General features: G+C 65.5%; 16 protein-coding genes, 1 tRNA gene and 2 pseudogenes. 8 read left to right on the forward strand and 11 right to left on the reverse strand.

The features are described 5' to 3' along the window. Positions 1 to 19: 19 nt before the first annotated feature. Entirely contained in the window at positions 20 to 1,099 is a 1,080-nt protein-coding gene (locus OK015_RS17515) for a quinone-dependent dihydroorotate dehydrogenase (RefSeq protein WP_268132840.1), read from the forward strand. Between the two features lie 80 nt (positions 1,100 to 1,179). Here the strand turns inward: OK015_RS17515 and OK015_RS17520 are convergent, their stop codons facing one another. The 3 genes from OK015_RS17520 to OK015_RS17530 all read right to left on the reverse strand — a co-directional run bounded on the left by OK015_RS17520 (position 1,180) and on the right by OK015_RS17530 (position 3,857). Beyond that, positions 1,180 to 1,791 (reverse strand): alpha/beta hydrolase, encoded by a 612-nt coding sequence (locus tag OK015_RS17520; RefSeq protein ID WP_268124874.1) that lies wholly within the window; start codon positions 1,789 to 1,791, stop codon positions 1,180 to 1,182. A gap of 141 nt (positions 1,792 to 1,932) precedes the next feature. Beyond that, entirely contained in the window at positions 1,933 to 2,463 is a 531-nt protein-coding gene (locus tag OK015_RS17525) for a YbhB/YbcL family Raf kinase inhibitor-like protein (protein ID WP_268124876.1), read from the reverse strand. A gap of 29 nt (positions 2,464 to 2,492) precedes the next feature. Beyond that, entirely contained in the window at positions 2,493 to 3,857 is a 1,365-nt protein-coding gene (locus tag OK015_RS17530; protein ID WP_442791126.1) for a M20/M25/M40 family metallo-hydrolase, read from the reverse strand. A gap of 112 nt (positions 3,858 to 3,969) precedes the next feature. On the opposite strand from OK015_RS17530, the gene OK015_RS17535 reads away from it, so the two are divergent. The 4 genes and pseudogenes from OK015_RS17535 to OK015_RS17550 all read left to right on the forward strand — a co-directional run bounded on the left by OK015_RS17535 (position 3,970) and on the right by OK015_RS17550 (position 6,488). Further along, a tRNA-Leu gene (locus OK015_RS17535) sits at positions 3,970 to 4,055 on the forward strand. 442 nt (positions 4,056 to 4,497) lie between these two features. After that, a pseudogene (locus OK015_RS17540) lies at positions 4,498 to 4,920 on the forward strand (alpha/beta fold hydrolase); the annotation flags it as partial. Beyond that, positions 4,917 to 5,585 (forward strand): cysteine hydrolase, encoded by a 669-nt coding sequence (locus tag OK015_RS17545; RefSeq protein WP_268124880.1) that lies wholly within the window; start codon positions 4,917 to 4,919, stop codon positions 5,583 to 5,585. The pseudogene OK015_RS17540 and the gene OK015_RS17545, both read left to right, overlap by 4 nt. Before the next feature lie 51 nt (positions 5,586 to 5,636). Beyond that, complete coding sequence (locus OK015_RS17550; protein WP_268124882.1) at positions 5,637 to 6,488, forward strand: MBL fold metallo-hydrolase; 852 nt, start codon at positions 5,637 to 5,639, stop codon at positions 6,486 to 6,488. A gap of 14 nt (positions 6,489 to 6,502) precedes the next feature. Here OK015_RS17550 and OK015_RS17555 read toward each other — a convergent pair whose 3' ends face one another. Continuing rightward, positions 6,503 to 7,429 carry a LysR family transcriptional regulator gene (locus tag OK015_RS17555; RefSeq protein WP_268124884.1) on the reverse strand — a complete coding sequence of 309 codons (927 nt, stop codon included), beginning with the start codon at positions 7,427 to 7,429 and terminating at the stop codon, positions 6,503 to 6,505. Between the two features lie 181 nt (positions 7,430 to 7,610). On the opposite strand from OK015_RS17555, the gene OK015_RS17560 reads away from it, so the two are divergent. The 3 genes and pseudogenes from OK015_RS17560 to OK015_RS17570 form a co-directional block, all read left to right on the forward strand. Continuing rightward, positions 7,611 to 8,123 (forward strand): TetR/AcrR family transcriptional regulator, encoded by a 513-nt coding sequence (locus OK015_RS17560; RefSeq protein WP_268124886.1) that lies wholly within the window; start codon positions 7,611 to 7,613, stop codon positions 8,121 to 8,123. Positions 8,124 to 8,404: 281 nt separating this feature from the next. Further along, positions 8,405 to 9,271 carry an alpha/beta fold hydrolase gene (locus OK015_RS17565; protein ID WP_268124888.1) on the forward strand — a complete coding sequence of 289 codons (867 nt, stop codon included), beginning with the start codon at positions 8,405 to 8,407 and terminating at the stop codon, positions 9,269 to 9,271. A gap of 281 nt (positions 9,272 to 9,552) precedes the next feature. Next, a pseudogene (locus tag OK015_RS17570) lies at positions 9,553 to 10,248 on the forward strand (phosphoribosyltransferase); the annotation flags it as partial. An 11-nt stretch (positions 10,249 to 10,259) separates the two neighbouring features. Here OK015_RS17570 and OK015_RS17575 read toward each other — a convergent pair. The 7 genes from OK015_RS17575 to ftsZ form a co-directional block, all read right to left on the reverse strand. Beyond that, positions 10,260 to 10,574: a hypothetical protein gene (locus OK015_RS17575; RefSeq protein ID WP_268124890.1), complete on the reverse strand. Its 315-nt coding sequence runs from the start codon at positions 10,572 to 10,574 to the stop codon at positions 10,260 to 10,262. 83 nt (positions 10,575 to 10,657) lie between these two features. Further along, positions 10,658 to 11,461, reverse strand: a complete 804-nt coding sequence (gene wag31 / locus OK015_RS17580) for a DivIVA-like cell division protein Wag31 (RefSeq protein WP_268124892.1) — start codon at positions 11,459 to 11,461, stop codon at positions 10,658 to 10,660. Positions 11,462 to 11,708: 247 nt separating this feature from the next. After that, positions 11,709 to 11,999 carry a YggT family protein gene (locus tag OK015_RS17585; protein WP_007170773.1) on the reverse strand — a complete coding sequence of 97 codons (291 nt, stop codon included), beginning with the start codon at positions 11,997 to 11,999 and terminating at the stop codon, positions 11,709 to 11,711. Positions 12,000 to 12,154: 155 nt separating this feature from the next. After that, a complete protein-coding gene (locus tag OK015_RS17590; protein WP_268124916.1) occupies positions 12,155 to 12,802 on the reverse strand; it encodes a cell division protein SepF in 648 nt (215 codons plus the stop codon). A 68-nt stretch (positions 12,803 to 12,870) separates the two neighbouring features. Continuing rightward, positions 12,871 to 13,656 (reverse strand): YggS family pyridoxal phosphate-dependent enzyme, encoded by a 786-nt coding sequence (locus OK015_RS17595; protein ID WP_268132842.1) that lies wholly within the window; start codon positions 13,654 to 13,656, stop codon positions 12,871 to 12,873. A gap of 17 nt (positions 13,657 to 13,673) precedes the next feature. After that, positions 13,674 to 14,381 (reverse strand): peptidoglycan editing factor PgeF, encoded by a 708-nt coding sequence (gene pgeF, locus OK015_RS17600; protein ID WP_268124918.1) that lies wholly within the window; start codon positions 14,379 to 14,381, stop codon positions 13,674 to 13,676. Between the two features lie 28 nt (positions 14,382 to 14,409). Further along, positions 14,410 to 15,570, reverse strand: coding sequence for a cell division protein FtsZ (ftsZ, locus tag OK015_RS17605; protein ID WP_268132843.1), 1,161 nt, complete (start codon positions 15,568 to 15,570; stop codon positions 14,410 to 14,412). Between the last annotated feature and the right edge of the window lie 165 nt (positions 15,571 to 15,735).

Raw genomic sequence — 15,735 nt, forward strand, 5'->3', positions numbered from 1 at the left:
GGACCAACGCGGCCTTGGCATGTACGCCCTGCTGCGCCGGCTGTTTTTCCTGGTCCCGCCCGAACGCATTCACACGCTGGTTTTCGCCGCCCTGCGCGGCGCGACGGCGGCCGGGATGTTGCGGCGGCTGCTGCACCGGCTACTGGGCCCGACCGATCCGGTGTTGGCCAGCACGGCGTTCGGCGTGCGCTTCCCCGCCCCGCTGGGGCTGGCCGCCGGCTTCGACAAGGACGGGATTGGCCTGCTCACCTGGGGCGCCTTGGGGTTCGGCTATGCCGAAGTCGGGACCGTCACCGCGCACCCGCAGCCCGGCAATCCGGCTCCGCGCTTGTTCCGGCTGCCCGACGACCGCGCGTTGCTCAATCGGATGGGGTTCAACAATCACGGAGCGGGGGCGCTGGCCGTCCGTCTCGCCCGCCACCGGCCGGACCTGCCGATCGGGGTGAACATCGGCAAGACCAAGGTGACGCCGGCCGACGAGGCTGTCGAGGACTACCGCGCGAGCGCCCGGCTGGTCGGCCCGCTGGCGTCCTACCTGGTGGTCAATGTCAGCTCGCCGAACACACCGGGGCTGCGCGACCTGCAGGCGGTTGAGTCGCTGCGGCCCATCCTGTCGGCCGTGCTCGCCGAGACGTCGGTGCCCGTGCTGGTGAAGATCGCGCCGGACCTCTCCGATTCCGACGTCGACGACATTGCGGACCTCGCCGTCGAGTTGAGACTGGCCGGCATCGTCGCGACCAACACCACGGTGTCGCGCGACGGGCTGCGCACACCGGGGGTCGACGAGCTCGGCCCCGGCGGCATCTCCGGGCCGCCGGTGGCGCGCCGCGCGGCCGAGGTGCTGAGCCGGCTGTATCACCGGGTCGGCGATCGCCTGGTGCTGATCAGCGTCGGGGGCATCGAAACCGCGGACGACGCGTGGGAGCGGATCACCGCGGGCGCGTCACTGCTGCAGGGCTATACCGGCTTCGTCTACGGGGGCGGCTTGTGGGCCAAGCACGTTCACGACGGCATCGCGAAGCGGCTGCACGACGGCGGCTTCACCTCGCTGAGTGAGGCGGTCGGGTCGGCGGCCGGACGGGAGCGGCCACCGGCCTAGGGCCAGGTGGATCACATCGGGCATGGGCCGCGACGTGCCACCGCCGGTGAGTCCCGTACCGGTGGCGGCTTCGAGGTCTTTCAGCGTGGTGGTGACCAGCCGTCGCCCGATAGATATTCCGCGACGAAATCCGCTGTACGGCGGTGCCATTCAAAATATCGCCGCACCATGAAATGACCCACGCCCTCGATACCCACCCACTGCGCATCCAGCCCGCGCTGCCGGGCCCGCAGCGTCTGGATACGCGAACTGCCCGGGTCGGTCCGGGTATCGGCGGTGCCGTGCACGACCAGCAGCCGGGTCGGCGCCTCAATCAGGTCAGCGTCGTCGCGGGGCCAGTAGGGCGCCAGTGCGACCACCGCACCGACTTGTCCACCGGCCGCCAGCCGCGTCGCAACCCGGCCACCCATTGAATGACCAACCAACACAACGTTTTTCGGCTCGAACCGGCGGCGGATATCGTCAAGCGCCGCGCTGGCGTCGGTCACCGCGTCGTAACGCGGGCTGTTCCAGCCCCGCAGGCGATACTGGACACGTCGCACCTGGACGCCTCGGCCCAATCGGAGCCGCAACGAAGCGGCGAGCAACATCATCCGCACGTTGGCCAGTTGCCACCATCGGGAAGCCTCGTCGCTGCGCACCCGGCCGCCGGGCAGGACGAGCACACACGCGCGAGGTTTCACACCAGCCACACGCGTTTCTCCTTTGAGGGCGGCCACCGCTCGTGAATCGTGATAGCGCATGGGCTATCACGATTGCGGTTGAAGCAGCGAAGGCTGCGGCGCTGCCAATGTGATTGGTGTGACCCAGCGGTGCAGCGCCGAGCCCCGAGCTCAGTTCTGCTCGTAGGTGCCGTAGATGTAGGCCCGCGCGATCGCGTGCTGGAACAAGTTGAAGCCGAGGAACGCCGGGCTGGCATCCTCGCTGAGGTCGAGCTTGTCGACGTCGACGGCATGCACCGCAACGTAGTAGCGGTGCGCGCCGTGTCCGGGCGGCGGCGCGGCGCCGACGAATCGGCGCATGCCGGCGTCATTGACCAGCTGCTGTGCGCCGCCGGGCAACTCGCGGCCGTCGCCGGCGTCCTCGGGCAGCTCGGTGACGTCGACCGGCAGGTTGGCCACGGCCCAGTGCCAGAACCCGGACAGTGTCGGGGCGTCGGGATCGTAGACGGTGACCGCGAAACTGCGCGTCTCCTCGGGAAATCCCGACCAGCTCAGCTGCGGGCTGACGTCTTCTCCCCCGGCGCCCAAGATGCCGCTGACTTGCGGTGTGGCCAGCGGTTGACCGTCGGTGATCGAGTTCGAGGTCAGGCTGAACGACGGCAGCTTGGGCAGCGCGTCATACGGGTCGGCCGTCTTGCTCATGAGCGATCCTCTCGTTTGGCGTTCGTTTTCTAACAATGGGTCAGGAAGTGGGCCAGCACTTCGGTGCCGAACCTCAGCGCATCGACGGGTACCCGCTCATCGACGCCGTGGAACAGCGAAGAGAAATCCAATTCCGGCGGCAGCTTCAGCGGCGCGAAGCCGAAGCAGCGAATTCCCAAGCGCGCGAAGGCTTTCGCATCGGTCCCACCGGATAGCATATAGGGCACCGTGCGGCCGTCCGGGTCGACCGCCAGCACCGCGGCGTTCATCGCGTCGACGAGATCGCCATCAAAGGTGGTCTCATACGACGGCAGGTCCCTGATCCACTCCCGGGTCACGTCCGGACCGAGCAATTCGTCGATCTCGCCCTCGAAGGCGGCTTGCCGGCCGGGCAGCACGCGGCAGTCCACCACGGCTTCGGCGCTCCCGGGGATCACGTTGGCCTTGTACCCGGCCTTGAGCATGGTCGGATTGGCGGTGTCGCGCACGATCGCCTTCAGCATGCGAGCCATCGGGCCGAGTTTTTCGATCACCCCCTCCACATCGCCGGACTCGGTGTCAAAGGTCAGGCCGGTCTCGTCGCTGATGGCAGCCAGAAATTCGGTGACGGTGTCGGTGATCACCAGCGGAAACTGGTGCCGGCCAATCCGGGCGACCGCCTCGGCGAGCAGCGTGACGGCGTTGCGGTCGTTGGCCATCGAGCCGTGTCCCGCCTGACCGCGGGCGGTCAGCCGCATCCATTGCATGCCCTTCTCGGCCGTCTCGATCAGATACAACCGCCGTTCGCCCCCGTCCCGGCGCGGCACGGTCAGCGAGAATCCGCCCACTTCGCCGATCGCCTCGGTGACGCCCGCGAACAGGTCGGGGCGGTTGGCGATCAGCCAGTGCGACCCGTAGCGGCCACCGTGCTCCTCGTCGGCCACGAACGCGAATACCAAGTCGCGTGGTGGCACGATGCCCGCCCGCTTCAGCTGGCGGGCGACGACGATCATCATGCCGACCATGTCCTTCATGTCGACCGCACCGCGGCCCCAGACATAGCCGTCCTCGACCGCGCCGGAAAACGGGTGCACGCTCCAATCGGCGGGCTCGGCCGGGACGACGTCGAGATGCCCGTGGATCAGCAGTGCGCCACGTGAGCGGTCGGCGCCGTTGAGGCGGACGAACACGTTGCCCCGCCCGGGGGCGCCGGATTCGAGATATTCGGGTTGGTAGCCGACCTCGGCGAGCTGCTCGGCGATCCAGTGGGCGCACTCGGCCTCACCCTGAGTGGTCTCCGGTTCACCGGTGTTGGTCGTGTCGAACCGGATCAGCCTGCTGACGACCTCGACCACATCGTCGCTCGGATGGTTGGGAACTCCGTTCTCAACTGTCACAACCACCTTTCCTACCACTGCCGGGATTGTCGGGCTCGGGCAGCGGAACCCTCGGGACGCCGCTCGGCGAGCTAAGTTGGGTCCGCGGGGGCCCATCCGCTAGCCTTAGCTGCCAACTCTCGTTGGTCCGGTCCGAGTGGCGGAATGGCAGACGCGCTAGCTTGAGGTGCTAGTGCCCTACTAATGGGCGTGGGGGTTCAAGTCCCCCCTCGGACACAAATCTGATCGGTCCAAGTGGCAACGCAAACTCGACTCCGCGTTGCGCACGGGCCTGTGGGCGCCTGACGCGCCGGCGTGAAGGCTGCGCAATTCCACCTGCCGGTCCAAAATGCGTGCGCCGGTCGCCGGCTGGACTAATCAGCGTCGGCGATCGCAGCGATCCGGAATTGATTCTTTTACGGATCGGTCACGCGATGCAAGATGTATGCAAGCCACCAGAACATCGACGCGGCCGGGCAAGCGGGTTCAACACCTTCACACCGCACCACCATGTCGCGGTACTTCGATATTTTGGCTAGCGAGTTGAAAACAGCAGTGCCGCTTTGTAATTCACTATCAATATCCGGCCCGCTCCACACGGCTGGCACGCCCACGGGAAAACATGAACACCTTTGCGACCGCCGACGGCACCGAGATCTTCTACAAGGACTGGGGTGCTGGACAGCCCAAAGAAGTATTCGACGACCTGCAAACACAGCTGGCGGCTAACCGCTCGAAGTTCTACCGCGACTTGGCTTCCGGACCGTTCTACGGCTTCAACCGACCGGGCGTGGAGGCCTCGGAGGCGATTATCGCCAACTGGTGGCGCCAAGGCATGATGGGCAGCGCCAAGGCGCACTACAGCGGCATCTTTGCGTTCTCCCAGACCGACTTCACCGAAGACCTCAAGCGAATCACAGTACCCGCGCTGGTCATGCACGGCGACGACGACCAGATCGTGCCGTACGCCGATTCCGCGCCGCTATCGGCCCAACTCGTCAAAAACGGAGTTCTCAAGACCTATCCGGGCTTCCCCCACGGCATGCCCACCACCCACGCCGACACCATCAATGCCGATCTGCTGGCCTTCATCCGCCAATGACACCACGGACATACGATCCCACCGACACCGCGGTCGTCGTCATCGACCCGCAAAATGACGTCCTGAGCGCGACGGGCACCAGCTGGAAAGTCCTGGAAGCCAGCGTAACTGAGAACAAAACGGTCCAACACCTTGTCGATATCTTCGTTGCCGCGAAGGCCGGCGGCTTTAGCGTGTTCATCTCGCCGCACTACTTCTATCCGACCGACCACGGCTGGCTGTTCAACGGTCCGCTGGAATCAGACGAACTGCATACCAACACATTCGCTCGCGCTGGCGCGCTGCGCCTTGACGGGTTCACCGGTTCCGGCGCAGATTGGCTCGACGAGTTCAAGCCCTTCATCGAAGACTCGGCGACGGTCGTGGCCAGCCCACACAAGGTGTGGGGTCCGCAGACCAACGACCTGGTCCTGCAGCTCCGGAAACGGCGGATCACCAAGGTCGTATTGTGCGGCATGCTCGCCAACATCTGCGTGGAGTCACACCTACGGGATCTGCTCGAGCAGGGATTCGAGGTAACCGTCGTCCGCGACGCCACAGCCGGCCCCCGGCACCCCACCTACGGCGACGGCTACCAGGCCGCCCTGGTCAACTACGCGTTCCTGGCGCATGCCGTGCGGTACACCCATGAGATCGTCGCTGCCATGAAGGACCAACGGCCATAACACTTCTGGTGACCAATTCCGGTGTCGGAGAATACCTCGAGGAGAGGACACATGACTTCCTTGGAACTTCCCAGCGGTGGAACAGCGGATTTCACCGAGGGTGACGTCTACTTCATCGGTAATGCCACCACGTTGATCCGTTTCGGCGGACTGACGATCCTCACCGACCCCGCCTTCCTGCACAAAGGCGAGCACGTGTACCTGGGCCACGGCATTTGGGCACGCCGCGAGGTGGAGCCCGCCTGCCAGATCGCTGACCTCCCGCCGATAGACCTGATTGTCTTATCGCACTACCACGGCGATCATTTCGACGACGTCGCCGCCCGGGAGCTCGACAAGCAGCTGCCCATCGTGTCGACGGCCGATGCGGTGGACAAGCTGGGCGCGCTCGGTTTCGAGCAGGGCTATCCCCTCGATACCTGGCAATCCCTAGCAGTACACAAAGGCGGTGCAACGCTGACGATCACCGCAATGCCCGCCAGGCATGCCACCGACGATGCCGTCGAGGAGTTGCTCATGCCGGTCAATGGGCACTTGCTCGACTTCAGCCGAAACGGCGATCTCCTCTACCGGCTGTATATCACCGGCGACACGATGCTCGTTGACAGCCTCGAAGACATTCCGCGCCGCTACCCCGACATCGACCTGGGCCTGATTCACACCGGTGGCACGACGTTCCTGGTCACCGTCGTCACGATGACCGGTGAGCAGGCGGTGAGGGCGGTCGAGATCACCAAGCCCCGCACCGCCATCCCGATCCATTACAACGACTTCTCGGTGTTCCTGTCGGGGCTCGACGATTTCCAGAAGGCCGCTGAATCTTCAAGTGCCGAAACGAAGTTCGTCTACCTGGCACATGGCCAGACCTACACATTCAAGCCCGTGGGTATCGACCCGCGCTAAAGCCCTGCCAAGAGCTACCGATGATGCAAGTGGTCGCCCTGGCCGACCCAGCCCGATGGCACCTCGGCCGTAAGCGCCATGTGGACAAACCGGCCGACCGCGGCGGTGGGCGCCCGAGCGGGATTCCATTGCAACGTGTACGGCACGACGTGAGTCGGCGCCACCGGCCTGGTGGGGGTGGCCATCTCGGGCGCGGTCATCGATGCCGTCGTCAGAACCCAGTCGACTTCGCGCTGTTGCGGCCAGCGGCGGGCAAGCAAATCGGTATCTTCGAGCTCTACCATCGGCGGCGACACCCCCGCTGCGTCAAGGGCTTGCAAATGAGCCCGTGTCCACGCGGGGAACAGAGCCGGACTGTGAATGCCGAGCTTCTCGCCCGCGAGGTCGGCCAGGGCAACGGTGGCATGCTCGGCGAGGTAGTGATTCGGTCTGACCGCGACCAGCAACGGCTCGCCACAGAACACTTCGCCGGTGACGTTTGGCGGATCCGGCACCAAGCCGCAGGTGATGGCAACGTCAACGGTCCCGTCGGCCACGGCCCGATTGAGGTCGGGCAACCACATCCGCCGAATCACGAGGGTCACGTCCGGCGCGGCGTTTCGCAGGGCCGCGCCGAGGTGAGGTGCCAGCACAGGCGCGACGGGTGGGGTGATACCCAGGCGCACCGTGCCGGCATGGCCCGCGGCCAGCCGATGCACCGCAGCACTCGCCGACGCCACCTCGTCGAGAATGACCTTGGCCCGGCCCAGTAATTCAGCACCTGCGTTGGTCAACGCCACCCGGCGGGTGGTGCGCGTCATCAGCGGCGCGCCCACCTCGCGCTCCAACCGCCTGATCAGGTCGCTCACCGTGGGCTGGCCCATGCGCAGCTTCCTCGCACCCCGCCCAAAGTGCAGCTCGGTAGCCACCGCTACGAAAGCTTCCAGCTGGCGCAGCTCCACGCCGACCCACCGCCCCGAATGTTGTCAGCCCAGCCGGCGAAGGCGGCCGCGATCAGCTCGACCGCCCCGGGCGGGGTTATCAGACAGATTTGACTGGATTCTACCTATCGATAGGTAGGACTCTCAATCTATGCCGCGGCGATAGGGTTGTCAAAACTTATCTACCGATAGGGAGGGTGTGATGAGCGCCACCGCCGAGCGGTTGATGGATCTCGCGGAAAGCCACCTCAGCGATGCCGGCTATAACGGCTACAGCTTTCGGGACCTGGCGGTCGAAGCCGGCATCAAAAGCTCCAGCGTTCATCACCACTTTCCCACCAAGGCCGCGTTGACGGTCGCCGTGATGCACAGGTACACGGACAACGTTCTCGCGGCGGTGTCGGAGGCCACCGAAGCGGGCGCGGACGCCGTTGCCGCTTACATTTCCGTGTTTCGCGCCGTTCTCTTCACCAAGGGACGTATGTGCATGGGCGGAGCGCTCGGTGCCGAGACGGGAGGCCTGCCGCCCGAGGTCGCCCAAGCCGCCCGCGACTTCTTCCGCCGCGTGACCGGCGACCTGTCCGAACGACTCGGCGGACCCGACTCGCAGGCACAGGCCGTGCAGATATTCGCCACCCTCGAAGGTGCGATGATCCTTGCGCGCGCCCTCGGCGACACCGACGCGTTCGACAAGGCCACCGCGGCCCTGGCCTGACCTACCCCGCCGCGTGCGCCCCGTGCGGAGAAAGCGCGTGAAAGCCCGTCGACGTGTGGCGGCGAGATCACAGAACCACGAAAGCGCAAGCGCGGATTAGTAATTCGGCGCGGTCAGTTAGCCAAAACGATCCCTGAACGCCATCGCAGCAGTTGACCGCATTGATCAGCATCGGCGATCAAAGCGATCCAGGATTGGCCCTTTTTCCGGCCGTGCGGCGCGGCGCAGGCTGTAGGCAAGTCACGACCGCGAAACAAGGCGAGAGGATCACCGGGACCATCATGACCGACTTCAGCACGCGCTATCACACCGCGTCCATCGACGGGCTCGAGGTTTTCTACCGCGAGGCGGGAAACCGTGCTAACCCAACTCTGCTTCTGCTGCACGGCTTTCCGTCAAGCTCGCACATGTTCCGAAACCTCATCGACTCATTGTCTGACGCCTACCATCTCGTAGCCCCCGACCACATCGGGTTCGGACGCTCCTCGATGCCGTCGGTGAACCAGTTCACCTACAGTTTCGACCGACTTACCGAGATCACCGAAAAGCTGATCGACCACCTCGGTCTGCAGCGCTTCGGCATCTACATTCATGACTACGGCGCCCCGATCGGGTTGCGCATCGCAAGCGCACGACCGGAACGGATCATCGCGATCATCACGCAAAGCGGAAACGCCTACATGGAGGGGTTCACGCCGTTCTGGGACCGGTTGTTCGCTCACGCCAAAGATCGTGCGGCCAACGAGGACTCGGTGCGCGAGTACTTCACGCTCAAGACCACGATGTGGCAATACACCCACGGGGTGGCCGCCGACAGACTCGACCGCATCGCTCCGGAGACTTGGCTGCTCGATCAAGCCGGCCTCGATCGCAAGGGCAACGACGCCATCCAGCTGCAACTGTTTTGGGATTACCAGTTCAACCTCGGCGGCTACCCGAAATTCCAGGAGTACTTCCGCACCCATCAGCCGCCACTGTTGGTCACGTGGGGCAAAAACGATGAAATCTTCGGCGCCCCAGGCGCTGAGGCGTATCGGCGCGACCTACCCAACGGTGAATTCCATTTACTTGACGCCGGCCACTTCGCGCTGGAAACACACGGAGAAGAGATCAGCGGCTACATCCGGGACTTCCTCGCCCGACTCTGATCGGCATGTCCGCTGCTCGAGGGCGGACCAGCAGGTCGCCGCCTTTCCGACCACACACTGCGCGGCGCCGAGCAGTGTGTGGTCGGGTCGAGCCTGGCGGCTGTCACATCGAAGGCGCTATCGCGGCTGGGTTATTCTGCGCGGCAACGGGTTACAGGCCCGTGATGGCGAGCCTTGCCGCCGGGACGGCATCGATATCGACGGCCGCAGCGATCGCGGCCGGCTCGTGGAGCAAGTTGAGAAGCCGGCGCTGCGACGTAGACTCCCCAAAGTACGCTGGAGTGCGACCCATGAACCCACGCAACGGCTTCCTCCGCCGCGCGGCGACGCGCACCTCGCGACACTTCGTAGACCGTCACGAAGCCGGCCGCGCACTGGCCGAACAGCTGACGGCCTACCGCGACAAGGACAACGTGCTCGTGCTGGGATTGGCACGCGGCGGGCTTCCGGTCGCCTGGGAGATCGCCGCGGCGCTGCACGCCGAACTGGATGTGTTCCTGGTGCGCAAACTCGGGGTGCCGCGCTGGTCGGAGCTCGCGATGGGGGCACTGGCCAGCGGCGGCGGTGTGGTGATGAACGACAATGTCGTGTCCAGCCTGCACATCACCGACGAGCAGGTACGCGAGGTCATCGACAGCGAGACGGCAGAGCTGGCGCGCCGCGAGCATGCGTATCGGGGTGAACGCCCGGTCGCCGACCCGCGGGGCAGGACCGTGATCCTGGTCGACGACGGGATCGCGACAGGCGCCAGCATGCTGGCCGCCGTCCGGGCGATCCGGGCCGACGGGCCGCAGTCGATCGTCGTCGCCGTCCCGGTCGGTCCGCAGTCAGTGTGCCGCGAACTCACCCGGGTGGCCGACGACGTCGTATGCACGACGATGCCGCCGGCGTTCGAGGCGGTGGGACAGGTATACGGCGACTTTCACCAGGTCAGCGACGATGAGGTGCGTCGGCTGCTGAATACGCCGACGCGGTAAGCCAACCGGCGCTACTTGGCCGGGTCGTCGCCGCGGCTTTCGGCCGACACCGTTTCGTCGTCGGTCGACTTCGCTGCCGCGGTGGCGTCCTCGTCCGCGACTTCCTCCGGGTAGTCGACCGCGTCGTCAGCAGCGGGCTGCTCGTCGTGGGCATCATCGCTGGTGTCACGGCGCTGCCGTTCCCGCAGCGCGTCCACGATCAGCAGCACCACGCCAAGGATGCTGGCGCCGATGCACACCCAGGCCACCAGCTCGTTGCTGGTGACAACCGCGAACACCAGGGCGACAAGCCCGATCAGGGCCAGCACCAGCGCAATGATCAGCATCGGTCATCCTCCAGCCAAGGGGCGGGACTGCCAGGTCCAGTGCACAGAAGTGTGCCGAACAAGGCGTCCGGCACTGCTCCCGGCTAGTTATTACCCCGATTGAATTGGTCGAACCCACCGGCATCCGCACTCGAGTCGACGGGAGCCGCCGATCCGCGCTGGCCGAGTTCCTCGAGCTGGGACTCGAGGTAGGTCTTGAGCCGGGTGCGGTATTCGCGTTCGAAGGTACGGAGCTGCTCGAGACGGCCTTCCAGCACGGTGCGCTGCTGGTTGATGGTCCCCATGATCTCGGAGTGCTTGCGTTCCGCGTCGGCCTGCAGGGCGTCGGCCTTCTCCTGGGCCTGACGCAACTGCGCCTCGGAGCGGGTTTGCGCGTCGGCCAGCATCGCTTCGGAGCGCTGCTTGGCGTCGGCGATCTGGGCCTCGGCGGTTTGCCGGGCTTCGGTCAGGATCTGGTCGGCGTTGGTGCGGGCGTCGGACAGAAGTTTCTCGGACTCGGCCTGCGCGCTGCTGGTCAGCCGGTCGGCGGTGTCCTGGGCCAGGCTCAGCACCCGGGCCGCCTTCAAGGCCTGCTCTTCGTTGGTCCCGGTAGCGGCCGGTGCCGGCGCCGGTTTGACCGGTTCGGGTTCGGGCTCGAAGACGGGGACAGCCGGGGTGGGGGCGGCAGCGGCAGCGGGGGCGGCAGCGGCGGCCCCGCCACCGGAGGCAAGTTCGCGGTCGAGTTCCTCGACCCGCTGGCGCAGATCGGAGTTCTCTTCAATCAGCCGTGTCAGCTCGTTTTCCACTAGGTCCAGGAACGCGTCGACCTCGTCCTCGTTGTAACCGCGCTTGCCAATAGGCGGCTTACTGAACGCCACATTGTGGACGTCGGCTGGTGTAAGCGGCATTGTTTCGTCCCCTCAAGTTCTGTCAAACGTTCTCGAAAGTGTAGAACGGAGTGGCAGCGGTTGTGCAACTGCCGCCCATCCTGTCACACCAGACCCGGCTGTCGCCGATTCGCCCAATAAATAAGAACCAATTTCAAACACTAAGAGCCATAAAATCCCAATCCTTAGAATTTGCAAATCGCGCGCATCAAACCGACGCCGAACCGTGGCCAAACCGTCGCTCAGAGCCGCCGACACTTAGTACGGCTCACGCCGCGGCGCCGAAGGCGAGCTGCATGCCGATGAACGCGACCAGTAAAAGCACCATGATGGAAAGGTCGAAGCGGACCGCGCCAATGGTGAGCTGAGGGATCAATCGACGCAGCAGTTTCACCGGCGGATCAGTGATCGACATGATGATCTCCAGGATCACCACGGTGATGCCGGTGGGATGCCAGTCACGGCTGAACGAGCGAATGAACTCGACGACGACCCGAGCGATGAGCAGCAGCCAAAAGATGAACAGCGCAAACCCAAGGATCTGAAAGAACAGCACCAACGAGAGCCCGACCTTACCGATGAGACGCCAATCCCCGCGCGGCAGCGCGGCAACCGCAAGAGTACCGACTCACCTCTGGGCCGACATCTCAGATGCGCCGCATCGGCAGGCGGGTGCCTGACGCCCAACCCGCCGCTCCGGCGGGGCAGCTGTGGCTATTGGTAAGCGTAGAAGCCGGTTTCGGCGATCCGCCGGCGCTCTTCCGGCGTCACGTCGACGTCGGCGGGCGATAGCAGGAACACCTTGGTCGCGACCTTGTCGAACGAGCCGCGCAGGGCGAACGCCAACCCGGCCGCGAAGTCCACCAGTCGTTTGGCATCAGCGTTGTCCATCGACACCAGGTCCATGATCACCGGGGTGCCGTCGCGGAACCGCTCGCCGATGGTGCGGGCCTCGCTGTAGTCCTTCGGCCGCAGCGTGGTGATCTTCGACAGCGGGTGACCGTCCTCGAACATCATCGCCATCCGGCGCGGGTCCATGGCCAGCGCGCCGCGAGTCGAACCGCGCAACCACGACCCGAGGCGCGGCCGGCCCATCTCGGGCCCCCGGTCGAACTCGCGGGGCGCGACGGAACCGTAGCGCGGCTCCTCCGGGTAACCGCCGCGGTAGCCGGCGGGGGCGTACTCGGCGGGCTCGCCCCGCGGGTCGTCGTAATCGCGGCCCTCATAGCCGCGGCCATAACCGTCGTCGAAGCGAGCACGGGGAAAACCACGGGAGGGTGCGCGGTCGTCGTAGTACTCGTCTTCGTAGTCGTCCATCGGGGCCATACCGAAATAGGCCTTGACCTTATGCAGTGTGCTCATTGCGTACGACCCCTTCTAGCCCCTGGGATTTCTGTTGTCTGTGGTAAAGGTGTGACTACAGTGACTACTCACGGTGACGGTAGCCGCCGTGGGCCCAATAGCGCGGTACCGACACGCACACACGTCGAACCGTGTTTTACGGCTATTTCGAAATCGTTGGACATTCCGGCGGACAGGCCGACCGCATTCGGATGCGCTTCGAGCACCCGGCGGTGTTCGGCTTGCAGCCGGTCGAAGGCCGCGTCGGGATCGGCACCCAGCGGCGGAATGCCCATCAACCCGACCAGTTCCAGGCCTTGGGACTCCTCGACCTGCGCACAGACCTGATCGAGGGCTCCCGGCGCCGTGATGTCGATGCCGCCGCGCGAGACATCGCCGTCCAGGCTGACCTGAACGTAGACGCGCAGCGGGTGCTGCCGTCCACCCTCGGCCAAACTCGCCGTAACCCCCCGTTCCAGCGCAGTTACCAGTTGCACGCTGTCGACCGAATGCGCGGTGTGCGCCCAGCGGGCCAGCGAACGGGCCTTCTTGCGCTGAATCCGACCCACCATGTGCCAGTGCAACTCTCGCGAATCCGACCGCCCGGATGCCGCCGAAGCCGCCGCCAAGCGAGTGAGTTCCGCCACCTTTGCCGCCGCTTCTTGTTCCCGCGATTCACCAACCGACCGACAACCCAATCGAGACAAAATTGCGACATCGGTTGCCGGAAAGAATTTGGTAATAGGGAGAAGTTCAATTTCGCTGACATTGCGACCCGCCGCTTCCGCGGCCACCGCTAGTCGCGAACGCACTGCCGCCAACGCGTGAGTCAATTCAGTTTCGCGGTTGCCCTGAGCCGATCCCGAGTCCGACATTCCAACCGCCATTGCGGTCACTCCATCCAGACTAGAGATGCCAGCCGCCCAGTCGGCGCGTCGCGGCGATGACTGAACAGAGCACGATCGGTCACCGTGCAACGCGGGTCGATGTCGATCGACGTGATGCCCAAATCCCTTAACTGGCAAGCTATTCCGGCCCGAAGATCGAGGCCGGGCTTTCCGTTCGCGGTGGTGGCGCGACTGCCGGGCAACGCCGCCTCGACCTCGTCGGCCATCGCCGCGGGCACTTCGTAGTTGCGCCCGCTGACCGCCGGCCCGAGCAGCGCCGAGATGTCTCCGGCCCGGGCGCCCAGCTTCAGCATCGCCTCGACCGTGCGAGCCACCACTCCCCGCTGCGCGCCGACTCGCCCGGCGTGGACCGCTGCGGCTACTCCCGCGCGCGCATCGGCCAGCAACACCGGCACACAGTCGGCGGTCACCACCGCCAACGCCAGTCGGGGCGTGCGCGTCACCAATGCGTCGGTGTCGTCGAACGCGGCATCCCTGGGCTCCTCGGCGACCTCGACCCGGTCGCCGTGGACCTGGTTCATCCACACCACCCGGCCGGTTCCCAGCCCAATGGCGCGGGCCAGTCGGACCCGATTGGCGGCGACCGCCGCGGGGTCGTCACCGACGTGGTCACCGAGATTGAAGGTATCGAACGGCGGCTTCGAGACGCCGCCCGCGCGGGTAGTCGTCACGCGCCGGATGCGAAAGCTCACCCCACCAGTATCCGGCGCGCGCGTGGCGTCAACGGCGCATGAAGGGCGGCACATCGACGTCGTCGTCATCGCCGCCAATACTGAGGGTCGCGCCGTTGGTATGCACCGGCACGCTCACGGCGTCGACAGGTTCGAACAGCGTCGAGGTGAGCTTGCCGGCCTTCGCCGACTCGATCCGGTGCGCTCCGCCGGTCTTCTCCCCCTTGTCGGCAGAACCGCCGACCACGGGTTTACGGCCGGACCCGGCCGCGTCGAAGCCCGCGGCGATGACGGTGACGCGCACCTCGTCGCCCAGCGAGTCGTCGATCACGGTGCCGAAGATGATGTTGGCGTCCTGGTGTGCGGCGTCCTGCACCAGCGATGCGGCCTCGTTGATCTCGAACAGGCCCAGGTCACTACCACCGGCGATCGACATCAGCACGCCCTGGGCGCCTTCCATCGAGGCTTCCAGCAGTGGCGAGTTGATCGCGATCTCGGCGGCCTTGAGCGACCGGCCTTCACCGCGGGCCGAGCCGATGCCCATCAGCGCGGTGCCCGCGCCGGACATGATGCCCTTGACGTCGGCGAAGTCGACGTTGATCAGACCGGGCGTGGTGATCAGGTCGGTGATGCCCTGAACCCCGTTGAGCAGCACCTCGTCGGCGCTGCGGAACGCGTCCATCAGCGACACCGCGGCATCGCCCATCTGCAGCAGCCGGTCGTTGGGAATGACGATCAGGGTGTCGCAGCTCTCGCGCAAGGAGCCGATACCGTTTTCGGCCTGGTTGCTGCGCCGCTTGCCTTCGAACGAGAACGGCCGGGTGACCACGCCGACGGTCAGCGCGCCCAGCTTGCGCGCGATGCTGGCGACGACGGGTGCGCCGCCGGTGCCGGTGCCGCCGCCTTCACCTGCGGTGACGAACACCATGTCCGCCCCGCGCAGCAGCTCTTCGATCTCGTCCTTGGCGTCCTCGGCGGCCTTGCGCCCGACCTCGGGGTCGGCGCCGGCGCCCAATCCTCGGGTGGAGTCGCGGCCGACGTCGAGCTTGACGTCGGCATCGCTCATCAACAAGGCCTGCGCGTCGGTGTTGATCGCGATGAACTCAACGCCCTTGAGGCCCTGTTCGATCATCCGGTTGACGGCGTTGACGCCGCCGCCACCGATACCCACAACCTTGATGACGGCCAGGTAATTGTGCGGGGGGGTCATCATCTCGTCTTCCTCCCTGGTGGGGATTCGGTTTCTACCGGTACAGTGGCGGTTCCCCGTGGCAAACTCTCAACCTCAACCATAGAGTTAGAGTTATGTCAAGTAGTTCCGCGCAACCAGAACGGTATGGGCAGCACGCGCGCTAACCCCGCAGGCGCGCCGACA

Source organism: Mycobacterium sp. Aquia_216, assembly GCF_026723865.1.
Classification (GTDB): Bacteria; Actinomycetota; Actinomycetes; order Mycobacteriales; family Mycobacteriaceae; genus Mycobacterium.

Bases quoted from the DNA above. Each gene is read 5' to 3' on its own strand.
- OK015_RS17565 (WP_268124888.1), top strand. From the start codon at position 8,405: ATGACCGACTTCAGCACGCGCTATCACACCGCGTCCATCGACGGGCTC.
- OK015_RS17545 (WP_268124880.1), top strand. From the start codon at position 4,917: ATGACACCACGGACATACGATCCCACCGACACCGCGGTCGTCGTCATC.
- OK015_RS17575 (WP_268124890.1), bottom strand. From the start codon at position 10,574: ATGCTGATCATTGCGCTGGTGCTGGCCCTGATCGGGCTTGTCGCCCTG.
- OK015_RS17595 (WP_268132842.1), bottom strand. From the start codon at position 13,656: ATGTCGGACTCGGGATCGGCTCAGGGCAACCGCGAAACTGAATTGACT.
- OK015_RS17590 (WP_268124916.1), bottom strand. From the start codon at position 12,802: ATGAGCACACTGCATAAGGTCAAGGCCTATTTCGGTATGGCCCCGATG.
- ftsZ (WP_268132843.1), bottom strand. From the start codon at position 15,570: ATGACCCCCCCGCACAATTACCTGGCCGTCATCAAGGTTGTGGGTATC.
- OK015_RS17515 (WP_268132840.1), top strand. From the start codon at position 20: ATGTACGCCCTGCTGCGCCGGCTGTTTTTCCTGGTCCCGCCCGAACGC.
- OK015_RS17550 (WP_268124882.1), top strand. From the start codon at position 5,637: ATGACTTCCTTGGAACTTCCCAGCGGTGGAACAGCGGATTTCACCGAG.
- OK015_RS17560 (WP_268124886.1), top strand. From the start codon at position 7,611: ATGAGCGCCACCGCCGAGCGGTTGATGGATCTCGCGGAAAGCCACCTC.
- wag31 (WP_268124892.1), bottom strand. From the start codon at position 11,461: ATGCCGCTTACACCAGCCGACGTCCACAATGTGGCGTTCAGTAAGCCG.
- OK015_RS17525 (WP_268124876.1), bottom strand. From the start codon at position 2,463: ATGAGCAAGACGGCCGACCCGTATGACGCGCTGCCCAAGCTGCCGTCG.